Consider the following 13,757-nt stretch of genomic DNA (forward strand, 5'->3'; position numbering starts at 1 on the left):
CGATCGCGCATACCTAGCGGCGTCGAGCCCCGGAATCACGCGGGTCGCGGCTGTGAAGAGGGGCGATTGCCCAGGCGATTGCCAGGCTGGGGCCGCCCGGGGGTCGTATTCCGGGGCGGCGACGCTCATCACCCGAGCAGTGCGCGGACGCGCTGGCGAAGCGCCTCGGTCGCCTCTTGGCGCGAGCGTCCGCCCCCGTTGTCGACGAGAAGGTCGACGGCGACCTCGACGAGGATCGCGGTGCTGAGGAAGAGGTCGGCCGCGACGACGGCCTGCCCGTCATCACACGGCTGTCGCGCGACGCGGATGGCCGCCGCGGGAGTGCCGAAGCGCTCACGCACGGCCGCACGCTCTTCGGGCGTCGCGTCCCAGAAAGGTCGTCCTGTTGCCGCGGCCCGATCGATCACGTTGATCAGGAACTCACGAGCGTCTGTCTGTGCCACGTCGATGGTTCGTGGCGGCGGGGCGGGCGGATGGCGGGGTGGGCTACTGGGTTCGGGCCACGGGCATCGCCGGCCACGCGGCTCGGCGCCCGGCCAAGGATTGGGGAGCACCGCGACCGCCTGTCAGGCGGGATGACCCCTGTCGCCAAGATCACGGTCAGCCTCGCCGCGCTTGCGCTTCTCGCGGGCATAACAGCGTGCGCCCCGACCCCCGCGTCCGCTCCAGCCGCCGTCGAAACGTCCACACCCACGCCCGAGAAGACGCCAAGCTTGGCTGAGCGCTCTCTCCCGCAATATGTGCCGGACGGCTCGCTGTGGCTGGTCTACCCCCATGGCTTCCAATGCGAGAGCACCGAGGGGTGCCCGAACAACTTCGTCGCAGCCTACGGCACGCCGAGCTATCCGCTACCGGAGGGTGTCGAGTACTACGAGCCGGCCAAGCATGATTACGACCGCGCCACCAACAGCGGCATGGTATTCTCCGCCGATCCGGGCACCCGATACTGCAACTCCAATCACATGCCTCCCCTCGGGACGAAGCCATTCGACCAGGGAGCGCAGAAGGGCGCTATGGGCAAAGTCGAGCTCGTCGACGGGGTTCCGACGTCCTACACCGTCGCGGATAACGACAGCGCACCGTCGCGATCGGCGAACGCTTCTGCATCGACTACGTCACGCTCGGCACGCTCAACGGCGGCGACCTCCGCCAGATTCATCTCGGGGACATGCTCGCACTACGCCTGTAGCACGCTCGCCCCGCTTCAGGGGATGCTGCTCCCGGGCCGGAGCATCGAGTCTGACGACGTCATCGTGCCCGCGTCATGTCTGACGCTCCGCACCCGGCAACGACGAGAGGTCCGGATCCCGCATTTCTGCGAGATTCGGACCTCTGCTGTCGGGATGCTGCGAAACTACTGCCAACAAGAGCGCCGAACCACCGAACTGACCCACATCCACGAGCCCTCGCGGGTATCGACTCGGGAGCCGGGCGACCGCCCACTCCTCCAGCAGAACGGCCTGCATCGCTCGGTCGTGAAGCTCATGATCGAGGACTACGTAGTCGGAACGTCGACATACGAGCTCGCCGATTGATACAAGGTGCGGCGATACACCGTCCGCGACACGATCCGCCGCGCAGGATTCAACGACAGCGGTAGAGCGAACCGCTCGATCATGAGCGAACAGCAGAAGGCGGAGAGCACGAGAACCGTTTACCGCAGGCGCGACTCGACGTGACCTATCGGCACGTTATGGAGTCAGCGAGTCCACTATCAAGCGGGCCGTGGCACAACAGTGAATTTGCCGGGACAATGAGCGCCAGCCGTGAGTCCGCCCAAAGAACCTTGGAGTTCCAAAGTCCGCGAGGCAGGGTTTGGAATGTCGACGCCGTCGCGCGCGTCCACATCGACTCGTGGCGAGAGCCATACTCTAGCCCGACCCCGGGCTGGTTTCTCGATGAAACGTCGTTGGCGGGGCGGTGAGGGATGCGATGCTGGCCCCGCCAGTCCAGTCCCGGCTCCGCGTGCGTGGTCGTGGACCGTGCGCGACGAACTCGTCGCCGACTTCGCGTTCACCGGAAGGTTCACACCACCCCGATGCGCGAACAGGGCCAAGCCCTGCACCCAAGTTAGTCCGGTTATCGATATCTCCATGCGGCCGAGCAGAGTAACGGAACAGGCTTCCCACTACTGAACGCCGCGTTAGGGAACTAACCGGCTCAAGTCGGGGATACGGTGGCGAACGAGCATGCCCGCTCCTTCTACGGACGTCATGGCTTCCAGGATGGCTGGGCATGATCCAGTGGCCTCGGCATCGAAGGCCTCGAGAAGCTACGGATGGTGCCTCGAGCAATTCGGGCCGTTCACGGTTCCCTCCCACCATCCCGTTTCTCAACGAAACAGGACCCTGAGACCGGTACACTGGGACTCAACCCTCTCGACGATTTCTAAGCGCCGGGCTTGGAGCCGTTCTTGGACAATGCCACCGCTGCCGGTAGCACGACGGCGCCAGCAACACCGAATCCGATGAGCGCCTTCTGTCCGACCTCCTTACCCGCCGCTTTACGCTGTTGAGGATCACGGACCGCCTCTCGCCAAGGCGTCGCGCGAAGGACGTCACGAGCAGACTCGACACCGAATAGGGCCCGGAAGTCATCGACGACCTCCGCTGTGCAGTTGAGTGAGTCGACCACGGATTGTGCGGCCCGAGCGTGGAGGATGATGTTCTCGTTGGCGATGCCTCCGGCTGCATCCATTTGAACCATCAACCGGCTCGTGTGGTTGAGCACGCCCGCTCGCCGCTCATCCCGCGCCGCCGCAAGCCCCCGCCGGTGGCCTTCGAGATTCTGTGGTGCGGTCGCGAGCACGTGGTCGAGTTCGACGACTCTGAACTCGTCGAGGAGTTCAAAGCAGCGAGCGAGGACCGCAAGATGGACTGAGACTTCACGCTCGATCCCTTTCGCCACCTTCTTGAGCTCTCCAGTTGTGCGCTTGCCGTCGACCTTGTCGGCAAGCGCACGAAGCGCGAGCAACGCCTCTTCCTGCACGTTCAGGATCGTCGAGGATTCACCGTTCACCTTGTCCCACAGTGTTCTCGGGTCGCCGCCGTGCTCACGCAGTGTCATGGCTTCCTTGATAGCCTCCCCGGCGCGCTTCATCCTGGCGAGTACGGTGTCTCGTTGCGCACGGCGCACATCGTCGAGCTTCTCATCGATGTTGATAAGCAGCGCTCGAAGCTCCTGCGCCTCCGCCTGCTGGGCGAATTGGCTCAAGAGGCCGCCCACAACGGAAAGCACCGCCGGGTTTGTGAGCAGCGACGCAGTGCCATCTTCGACCTGGAGCCACTTGAGCGACGTCTGGCCCGTTTCCCCGAGCATCGCGTGGCTGACCCCCTTGGTCTTGGTCTTCATCAGACCGCCTGCATCTTTGAGTCTCTTCGCGGACTCGGGCGTCAGTTTGAGATACATCGCCGACTGCTCCACGACACCAGAAACGGTCGTCAGGACATCGGCACCCGCGTTCACGGCGTTGCTGAGCTTGCCCAGATCGAAATCACGTGCCCGTGTCAGTAGGCCCGCGTGATCAAGAAAGCGCTCGATCGCTGAGCGGTCGCCGACCACAACCACACCATCGTCATCGCCGACCAGTTCGATGTCTGCCACTCTCGCTCCTCCGTGCTCTGCGGAAAACCTATCGAGGCTTGCTGACCCCTGCCACGCCGTCAGGCCGGAAAGGGCGCTTAGGTATGCCAGCAAATGCACTGCGGCAAGTGGGTACTGGCAGACACGCAAGCTTTCGCACCATGGAGTGTCGGTGGGCTCGGGCAGACTAAGGCACATTCATCGTTTGAGACGGTGATTAAAGCAGCGAAGGGGGCACATCGCGTTGGAGAACGTTACGCGCGCGAGCCCGATTGAGCTGATCGAGCACCTACATACGAACCTTGACGCGCACTTCAACGAATTGGCTGCGCGCCGCCGGAGTCTCCGGCCGCCAGCGCCCGTCTTCGCGCTCGAACACGGCCTGAGCGTCAATGACCGCGAGCTCCTAATGAGGACGGTAGGCGACGCGCATCGACTGGGCTTGATGCCAGCCGCTAGCCGAAGCTCCTGGCTCCCCTTCGTGGTGCATGCCGCCGAGGTTGGCTATTCCTACGACGGAGTCGAGTACTGGCCGATCTACGCCTCGAAGACTCCCCTTTGGGGCGACAGCGACTATGAGAGGGATCGCGTCCGCAACTGGTTCGTGGAATTCTCACAGCAGTATGGAGGTGCGATCCCGCAGGGTGCTTGGGCGCACACCTTCCGCAAGATTGCGTGGCCGATTACCCATGCAGTCCTGCCCCGGTATCTCCAGGTGCAGCTCGCGCGAATGCTGTCCGACTACCGAACGAGCTGGCCGAGTTTGCTCGACGACCCGGCGGCTCTCGGGACTCGATTGCATGCTTGGTCCCGGCACTACAGCGATCGCCTCGAGAAGTTCTGCCAGAACACGGAGATCGTTGGACGCCTCGCCGTTGCCCTGCTCATCACCGACGAACACGCAGATACGCCGCTGATCGAGTCGACTGCCCTCGCGCGCATCGTCGAGAGCCTCAATTCAGAGCGCCAGTCACGGCGGTGGCTGTCAGAAGCTCGACGCTCCGCCAGCAGCATCCGCACCCACAACTTCAGACCTCCGGAAGGCCGGAGTGACCCGGACCGTCTTCACACCCCGCGCCAGGGAGGAAATGATCCTCAACTTCAGCTGCGCGAAGACGCCGGCGGCGTCTGGCGAGCATTCGCGATCCTGCCGGATCTCAAACCACTTCAGCATGCCATGCCCCAGTTGTATGAGGCGCTACGCAATTCACGCGCGGTCGTTGCGGGCGCTCGTCAGGAGATCCCCACCGGTGGACTCCTCTATGCCACGCCACCTACCGAACTCACCCGCTGGCCCGCACCGCCTCAGCCTTTCCTGCAGTTGCGGCGCGCATCCGACGGGGTTAACCTGCTGCTCGCCGAGCAATGCCGGATCACCCGGGGGCCATGGTGGGTCTTTCGCCAGAGACCGGGAACACCCGCGGGCGAGGTGAAGGGCAAGTTCGTTCGGCCCGGAGCCAGCTACTGCATCGTCGGCGACCAGACACTTTCCCCGCCGACGGTCGACTGGTGTGTCAAGGTGGAGATCGCTCTTGAAGGCATGAGTGCCTATGTTCTGAGCGTGCCGGCCACTCTCAGTGAGGCGGACTCCTCTGCGCTGCTCGAAGCTGGCATCTCGGTCGTCTCCGACGTGCGCGTGCGCCCGGTGGGGGTAGTGGCGGGCCGCTGGGACGGCGACGGCGTCGCCGAGTGGCTGTCAGGCGAGCCGGTGCTGATCGCTATCCATGCCGAGCACTCCCCCAAGAAGCTCGGCCTGCGCATCAACGGAGATCCCTACTTCCTCGACTGGCCGGAGGGCGAGTCCGACCTTTTCCTCTCGCTTGCGGAGTTGGCCTCGGGGACACACGAGATCGTTGTGACAGTTGACCCGAACGGCGAGAACCTCAAGACCGAGGGATCACTGCTCGCGATCATCCGCGATTCGGATGTGCACAACGAAGCTGGCCTCGCAGGCGAAGGTATTCGGTTGCGCAGCTTCCCCGCGCAGCCGAGTCTCCCCGAGCTGTGGGACGGTCGAGCGCTCCTCGAGATCGATGGGCCGAGTGACACGGCCGCCGAGTTCGCGCTCTCCCTTCGCGATGGCAGCGGTGCCCAGTTGGCAATCCACCGCCAGAGTCTCCGACTCCCGGTCACGAGCAGTGACTGGCAACGTATAGTTTCTCGGTTGCGCGAGCAGCCGCAGATTGCCCGCCACTACGACGCAGCGGACACGGCCGAGTTGGCCATCAGTAAGGCGGGCGTGGGGTTCGCCACCATCCGATGTGAACGCGGTTTCCATGGGCTGCGGTGGGTTCTCTCAACACGCCATCGCGACTACGGCTACGTCGCGCGTCTCATAGACCGCACCGATGGCGACACGGTCGAAGTCGTCTTCTATCCAGTCGAACGTCCTCTCAGCGGCCAGCCGCAGCCGGCCGACCAGGAGTTCTCGGGCCCGCCACGCGGCGGCCTGCTCGTGGCCAGCAACGATCAAGATAGAGCTGCGCAGATCGTTCCCCCGGACGTGAACCAAATGATCGGCATTGGGCACGCAACGCCATCCATCCCCACCGCCCAGAAGTCACTGGTCGAATGCACGAGACTCATGAAGGGTCACCAGTTGTGGAAGAGCGCCCAACTCCCTGCCCATCCATTTGGAGTCCGCGAGCGTCGTCGGGTTCTCGACTCGATCAGTGGAGCGCTTGTGGGATTGCTCACGCCGGGCAAATGGGCGAGCTTTGAGAGCCAAATTGCAACTCAGGCGGCGGCTGATGTCGACCTCGACCGAGCCCAGGCACTCGTCGGTGGGAGTCTTGCCCATCGTGCCGCCGCGGAGGCGATCGCGAACCACCTGTGGGAGTGGGACACCCCAGCGCTCCTCATCGAAGGCTTCAGCGAGGCAGCGGGGGCGCTCATCTCGTCATCGGGCATGCCGAACATACTCGAGGGTGCGCGGTTCCTCCTTCAGCTCGCGAGTTCCCCAAGCGAGCTTCTCGAATGGGAAACGGCGGAACGCAATGAGTACCTCCGCGCGGTCATGACTAACCCTGTGCTCGTGCGCGCTGCGCGATTCGCTGTGCTCGGTACCGTCGAAGAAGTCGCAGGAGGCGTCGGATGAGCATCCAGCGACTGACTCAGACCGACCTCGAGGCGACGGCGGTCGAGTTGCTCGGTCTTGACCACGAAGCGACCGGACTGCTCTCCGTAGAGGGGCTGTGCGCGTCCATCCGCCGTGCAGCGTCGTTGCTGTGTCCCGCGACGCCACGTCATCTCGTCGATGCGGTGCTCGAAGTGCTCCGTCCGCTCTCACCTGACCTAAAGCGCGACGTAGTCGCCGAGGCACTTGATCTGGTTGTCGGCGTTGGCGATCTTCTCGAACTGCGATCAGCGGAGTTAGGCGTGCGCCAGCTTTACCTCGCCCCACCGTCATATGTGACAGTTCGACCGGGCCGGCACCTGCTCCTCGGCGTCAGGCCAAACGCAAGTCCGATCGTCGATGAGTCCGTCGTCGGCGCCTCGGTGGAGCATGAAGCCCACACTCGGTTCCTGACGCTAGAGACGGACGACGCCGCAGCTACATTGGCGGACGCCGGGCTTCATCGAGTGACCGCCGAGCAATGGGCACGTGTCCCCCGCGAAGAGCCTGCCTCAGCACTCATTGAGCGAACGGCCCACCTACTAAGCCAGCATCAGATGCCCGGCGATATACGGGGTCTTGAGATCATCGACCCAACGACACAGGTGCAGTACTACATCGGCCGCTGGCGGGAACTCACATCCCGCGATGAAGGCATGCTCGTTGGCCGGCGCCCGCAGGCATTTGGCGCACCGGTGTGGTGCGTCGTTCATGTCGCGGCCGGGATTCCGCGCGCTGTTCTTGACTTCCCAATTGACTCGTCAGTCATGCCGGGGTGGGACGAGGCTCGCCGCCTCCAAGCAGCCATTGATCGTCATCGTGGCCAACCGCAGGTCTTCAGAGTCCGCTCGACCGGAATGCCCGATGGCAGTCGACTCCTCGACCTCTTCGCTCCGCTACCGTCATGGGCAGAGCGATACATCGCGCTTGTCGGAATTCCGATGGGCCGGTCAAAGGGTGCGCTCCTCACATATCGGGTTCCGTTCGATGCTGAGGATTCGCTCAGAGGGCTTCTCTCGAAATCGCTGTGGATGACGGGAATGAAGGAAGTGCAAGAACAATGACACGACAATCACTCACGATCGCCCAGACGGCGGACGAAATTAGGAACGCCCTGCGCGAGTACATCGAAGCGACGTATCACGTCGGCCATCCTTCGTTGATCCGTCAGCGGCAGGTGCTCCTCGATCAGCAGGGCAATACCTTCCAGACCCCGTTCCTTGAGAGCACGCCCCGCTACACCCCGGGCACGCGGTTCACCCAGCTCACGCTCGACAAGGCCGCCCTAGAGTTGTTCGCTCGACTGACGTCGACCGAGCAAGACCACGCGCCGCTGCTCTTCGATCCTCCGTACACGCACCAGGCGTCCGCGCTCGAGGCTGCGGCGTCCGGGCGGAGTCTCGTGGTCACGACCGGTACGGGCTCGGGCAAGACAGAGACCTTCTTGCTCCCTATGCTGGCGAAGCTTGCCGAGGAAGCCGCCAATCGACCACAGTCGTTCGCGGCGCCCGGAGTCCGAGCCCTCGTGCTCTATCCCATGAACGCGCTCGTGAACGATCAACTTGGCCGCCTTCGGTTGCTTCTAGGCGACGAGCGGGTAGCGAGTCAGTTCACAACGTGGGCTGATCGACCTGCACGTTTTGCGCGCTACACCAGTAGGACCCTGTATCCCGGGGTGCGAACAGCGGAGAAGGACAGAACCAGACTCAAGTCGCTGGAGAAGTACTACATCGCGCTCCTCGACGAAGCGGCAAAGCCGACTTCGCCCCGGCAACAGCGCGCATCGCAGCTCATTGGAGAGCTGAAAGCGCGCGGCAAGTGGCCGGCGAAGCCGGACTTGAAGGCCTGGTACGGCTCTAGCGGACAACACTGGGTGAACTCGAAGACCGGTGCCTTCCAGCGCGCGGTCATGCTCCCGGGAGACGTTGAACTCCTCACGCGCCACGAGGTGCTGGCATCGCCGCCCGATGTCCTCATCACCAACTACTCGATGCTTGAATACATGCTGATGCGGCCACTTGAGCGTCCCATCTTCGATGCGACGCGGCAGTGGCTAAGAAACTACCCGGAGGAAAAGTTCCTCCTAATCATCGACGAGGCTCACCTCTACCGTGGCGCGGCAGGTGCCGAAGTTGCGCTCCTGATGAGACGTCTGCGAGCCAGGCTCGATATCCCCGCTGATCGCCTTCAGGTCATCGCCACCAGTGCGAGCTTCTCGGGATCAGAAAAGGCGCAGGCGTTCGCCGCGCAGTTGACAGGCAAGGACGTGAGCGACTTTGACGCGGTCACGGGTACCCTCGACCTGCGGGTTCCAGCGGCATCTGGGTCGCTTGAAGACGCTAAAGTGCTGGCCTCAGTTTCCATGGACGCCTACTACAAGGCGGAGACGGACGAGGCGCGAGCGCAGGCTCTGGCTCCCCTGCTGAAGTACCGCGGAGTCGCTCACGACGCCGAGACCTCTTCAAGCGCCCTGCTGTACCGCGCACTGAATGGATACGCTCCACTCGGGCTTCTGGTCAACAACACGATGAAGCGAGCGCTGCCTGTCCATACGCTGGGCGCGCGCGCGTTCCCGGGAATCGACGCAACGCTGGCGGAGCGCGCCGCCTCCACTTTGATCGCGCTCGCGAGCGCCGCTCGCCTCAAGCCTGACGATGCAGGGCTGCTCCCCTGCCGCGTACACGCGTTCTTCCGGGGCCTTCCTGGCATCTGGGTATGCCTCGACGAGGATTGCTCGGTAGACCGCTGCGGAATCCCGAAGGGTCCAGTCGGTGCGATGTATGGTCAGCCCCGAAGTACCTGCGACTGCGGTGCGCGTGTCTTTGAGCTTTTCACGTGTCGCGAATGCGGCGCCACGTATGCACGGGCGTACACGGATGACGTCGCCAACCCATCGTTCTTGTGGCAGGAGCCTGGCAGTGCCTTCCAGACAGCCTCGGGTCCCATCGCAGCGCTCGAACCGATCGATCTGCTTCTTGAAGAGCCGTCCGAGGATGTCGGAAACTCAGTTCTCAAGGAACTTGACCTCGTCACTGGTCGCCTCAACCCGCACGATCTCGGTGATCGCTGGCGCAGGGTCTGGGTGCGACTCCAGCAGGACGATGAGCACAAACAAGATGACGACTCGAGGGACGGACAGAAGCAACCCGGAGAGTTCAACCCATGTGGCGTGTGTGGCGACCACGCATTGTTCGGTCGCACCAGCGTTCAGGACCATCAAACCAAGGGTGACGAGCCCTTCCGAGCCGTCGTAAGTCGTCAGATCGAGGTTCAGCCCCCCGGGCCGAAGCCAGCCGACGACTTCGCTCCGCTCCGAGGCCGCAAGGTGCTCGCCTTCTCTGACTCGCGACAGGTTGCGGCTCGCCTTGCGCCAAATGTTCAAGAGTACTCACTCCGCGACGCCGTGCGGCCGATCATCCTCAAAGGCTGGAGCGAGCTATCGAAGCACCCTGTCGCGCCGACCATGAGCCTGGAGGATCTCTATCTGGTTGCGATGGTCGGGGCCAAGCTGCTGGGAGTTCGCCTTCGCCCCGAGCTCACCGGAACGGAAAACTTTGAGGCCTTCACACAGGTGTCGGAGTCGCTCGAGCGCGGCGCCCTGAGCGATCCAGCGGAGTTCATGCAGTTGTACGCCATCAAGGATCCACCGCCGCAGTCACTTCTGCGCAGCCTGGTCCCCGCGCTCACGAGCCGCTACTACGGATTCACGTCCCTTGGCCTCGCTTCCCTCCGCGAGCGGGGCAACCTGAAGAACTCTGTGCTCGCCGAACTGGCAGACATTCCCGGTATCGCGGCGACCGAGGATGAGAAGCTCGCACTGGTCCGAATGTGGCTGTCGCTGTGGATTCGCCCCGGCATCTGGTTCTCCGCGATGAGTGCGGACTGGAAAGGAACCAAGGTCCAGGCCGTGAGCGGCAAGTTCGCGAAGTTGACGACCTGGCTCGGTACCCGTGAGGCTAAGCGCATCTTCGATGCTGAGTGGCTACCCGTGCTGCAGAGCAAGTTTTGCCAGAAAGTCGGCGACAAGTATCAGCTCGCCGCGCGCACGGTGGCGCTCGACCTCGACACCGCTTGGGGCTACTGCGAGCGGTGCCGCTCCACGCAGCGCCACTTCCCCGGTCGGACCACCTGCATCTTCTGTGGTGCCGACAAGGTGAGGTCACTTGATCCTGAGACCGACGAAGTCTTCCAAGCTCGCAAGGGCTACTACCGCGCGAGTTCGCGCCGCGCCCTTGCGACGCCACCTGGCGAGGTGATGAGCGTCGTCGCAGCTGAGCACACCGCCCAACTGAACTCGTCTCAAAGCGACGACGTGTTCTCGAAGGCAGAGATGTACGAGCTTCTGTTCCAGGACGTGAACATCGCGGTACCTACACCAGGAGAACAACCCGAGGTCGCGATCGACCTCCTGTCCTGCACCACCACGATGGAGGTCGGCATCGATATCGGGTCGCTGAGCGGGGTCGCACTCCGCAACATGCCCCCATCACGAGCCAACTATCAGCAGCGTGCCGGTCGGGCGGGGCGCCGTGGGAACGCGGTGGCAACCGTGATCGCGTTCGGCAGCGCCGACACACACGACGACCACTACTTCCATGAGCCAGCCGAGATGGTCAGCGGAGAAGTCGCCGACCCCGTCCTCACTATCGACAACGTAGAAATCGCCAAGCGCCACATCACCGCCTATCTGCTGCAGCGGTATCACCAAGACCGGGTCCCGCACGTCGACCCGACCACCATGCCCGCCAACCTCTTCGAAGTGCTTGGCTCGGTGGGGGACTTCCTATCGGACTCAGCGACGCTCAGCCGGACCGATTTCGAGAGTTGGCTCTTGACCAACGAATCCGCGCTTCGTGCCGAAGTCGACGGCTGGCTTCCGAGCGAGATCAGCGGTGATCGTCGATACGAAGTACTGGCCGACCTGGTCGCCGCAACGCTTCACGGCATCGATGACGCGTTAGACATCCGCCCCGCGCCGGCAATTGTCGAGCTGACACCGGGCCAGCCTTCCCAAGCCGATGACGCCGAAACTTCGGCGGACGAGAGCACGGGAGCGACAGGAGCGGACTTAGAGGATGAAGCTGCTGTTGCTGAGGACAGCGGGGAGGAGCTAAGTTCCCAGCGCGCCCGAGACAAGCTTCTCGATCGTCTGCTCTACAGGGGGGTGCTTCCGCGCTACGCCTTCCCGACCGATGTCGTCAGCTTCCACGTATTCGACGAGGATCGGTCTACCCCGTACCGTCCGGCATTTCATTACTCGCCAAGCCAGGGCCTAACCGTCGCCCTGAGCCAATACGCGCCCGGCAAGGTGGTGTGGGTAGACAAGCGTGAGTGGACTTCGGGCGCCCTCTACTCCCCCATGCGCAAGGAACTCTCGGAGGCCTGGAGGGATCGTCGCATTTACTTCGAGTGCCAGGACTGCCACTACGCGACCCACGTCCCGTGGGAGCAGGCGGAGCGTGGGCGCACGGGCTCCTGCCCTGCCTGCGAGGGCGACCGTTTCGGGCCTGGCATGAACTGGCTTCGTCCGCCAGGGTTTGCGCATCGAATCGGCCAGCCGCCGGGCACAAGCCCTGACGACGCGCCAGCCGTGAGCTACGCGACCCGCGCCAAACTCATCGCCGACGGCCCCGGGAACGCCCAACTCTGGGAGCAGGTGAACGATCGTATTCAACTCAACTTCGATCACCAGAAACTTCTGGTGTCCAATACGGGTCCGAACAACGAGGGCTACACGTTGTGCACATGGTGCGGGCTCATTGAGCCGACCGCGATGCCAACGCCAGTGCTCGCGGGTACGCATGCCAAGCCGTTCCCTGACAAGGATCCGATGTGTCCAGGCGGTCGAGCCTCCCGAGGTCTGGTGCTCGGCACGGACTTCTTCTCGGATGTGTTGCTCATCCGCCTGACGGTCTCCGACCCGGTGACACTCCGACCGTCGTATCTGTCCTCCCAAGTTGCGCTCCGCACCGTCGCCGAGGCTCTCACCATCGCGGCGGCCAAGCACCTCCAGATCGAAGCCAGCGAACTGCAAGCGGAGTTCCGGCCGGCGCTCACCCAATGGGGTGGGCGCGGGCGTGAGGCCGAGATCTACGTCTACGACACCTTGTCCGGCGGCGCTGGCTTCACTCAGCAGGTGAGCCAGCTGGGACGGAAGATCTTTGAGCTCGCGCTGGAGCGACTGGTCGACTGCCCGGCTCAGTGCGAGGAATCCTGCTACAGGTGCCTTCGGAGCTTCCGCAACCGGTTCGAGCATACACAACTCGACCGCCATGTCGGCGCCAGCCTGCTGCGCTACCTGCTCGACGGCACGCTTCCTGAGCTTTCGCCCGCCCGTGTCGACCGCTCCGCGCAACGTCTCTTCGAGGACCTCTATCGATCGGGAGCGGATGACGTTCAATTCGAACGCGACGCGCAGATCGACATCGACGGTATCGGTCCGGTGCTCGTTCCCATCCTTGCGACGAAGTCGAGCGGAGAGCGAGCGCTGATCGGTGTTCATGGCCCATTGACCCCTGAGGTAGCTCCCACACCGGAACTGCACCGTGTCGCAGAAGAGACCTTCGAGCGCGTCAAGCTCATAGACGACCTGATTATCGCCCGCAGCCTCCCGAACGCCTCTCGCGAGGTGTTGGAATTCCTTCAGTGACTACACCAAGCGGACAATTTGACACCGTGATCGAGGGCTCTCAGGGCTGCGGCCAGAGGTTCCCGCGCTGTGGAGCTACTCATCTCTGGCAACGATCGAGGCCTGCCCTCGTCGTCGGGTGCTGGAGCGAGCCGACTATCCCGCGCTCTGGGGTCGGCGCGGCTATCCCGTCGTACCAGTTCGCGCTGCAGTTTTGGAAGCGTTGTTCACCTGATTATCGAACGCCTCTCGCACGCAATGGGGACGACGGACGATGCCGTGGCACGCCTCACCGTTGTTGACGTTCTACGGGCGCTCGGGGGCTGGGCACAGATTGCCGAGGCCGCCGTCAACAAGGCGTTGGCCGACCTTGACGACAACCCTCGTGTCAGTCGTGCCGCGCTTGACCGGCTGCGAGATGACCTCGTCAGG

At 63.5% G+C, this 13,757-nt stretch carries 6 protein-coding genes; 4 read left to right on the top strand and 2 right to left on the bottom strand.

Annotated elements, in window-relative coordinates; genetic code table 11:
• Positions 1–128: 128 nt before the first annotated feature.
• Positions 129–443, bottom strand: coding sequence for a hypothetical protein (locus tag ABXS86_RS04720; protein WP_353665781.1), 315 nt, complete (start codon positions 441–443; stop codon positions 129–131).
• Positions 444–575: 132 nt separating this feature from the next.
• Between ABXS86_RS04720 and ABXS86_RS04725 the strand changes: the two genes are divergently transcribed.
• Positions 576–1,535, top strand: a complete 960-nt coding sequence (locus ABXS86_RS04725) for a hypothetical protein (protein ID WP_353665782.1) — start codon at positions 576–578, stop codon at positions 1,533–1,535.
• An 853-nt stretch (positions 1,536–2,388) separates the two neighbouring features.
• Here the strand turns inward: ABXS86_RS04725 and ABXS86_RS04730 are convergent.
• Complete coding sequence (locus tag ABXS86_RS04730) at positions 2,389–3,603, bottom strand: hypothetical protein (protein ID WP_353665783.1); 1,215 nt, start codon at positions 3,601–3,603, stop codon at positions 2,389–2,391.
• Between the two features lie 460 nt (positions 3,604–4,063).
• On the opposite strand from ABXS86_RS04730, the gene ABXS86_RS04735 reads away from it, so the two are divergent.
• From ABXS86_RS04735 to ABXS86_RS04745, 3 genes are read left to right on the top strand one after another with little or no spacing between them, the layout of a single operon-like run.
• Positions 4,064–6,679 carry a hypothetical protein gene (locus ABXS86_RS04735; protein ID WP_353665784.1) on the top strand — a complete coding sequence of 872 codons (2,616 nt, stop codon included), beginning with the start codon at positions 4,064–4,066 and terminating at the stop codon, positions 6,677–6,679.
• Positions 6,676–7,761, top strand: a complete 1,086-nt coding sequence (locus ABXS86_RS04740) for a hypothetical protein (RefSeq protein WP_353665785.1) — start codon at positions 6,676–6,678, stop codon at positions 7,759–7,761. Before ABXS86_RS04735 ends, ABXS86_RS04740 begins: the two co-directional genes overlap by 4 nt.
• Positions 7,758–13,346, top strand: coding sequence for a DEAD/DEAH box helicase (locus ABXS86_RS04745; protein ID WP_353665786.1), 5,589 nt, complete (start codon positions 7,758–7,760; stop codon positions 13,344–13,346). The genes ABXS86_RS04740 and ABXS86_RS04745 overlap by 4 nt, the downstream gene beginning before the upstream one ends.
• Positions 13,347–13,757: the final 411 nt, after the last annotated feature.

It is taken from the genome of Microbacterium sp. che218 (assembly GCF_040436305.1).
Classification (GTDB): domain Bacteria; phylum Actinomycetota; class Actinomycetes; order Actinomycetales; family Microbacteriaceae; genus Microbacterium; species Microbacterium algihabitans.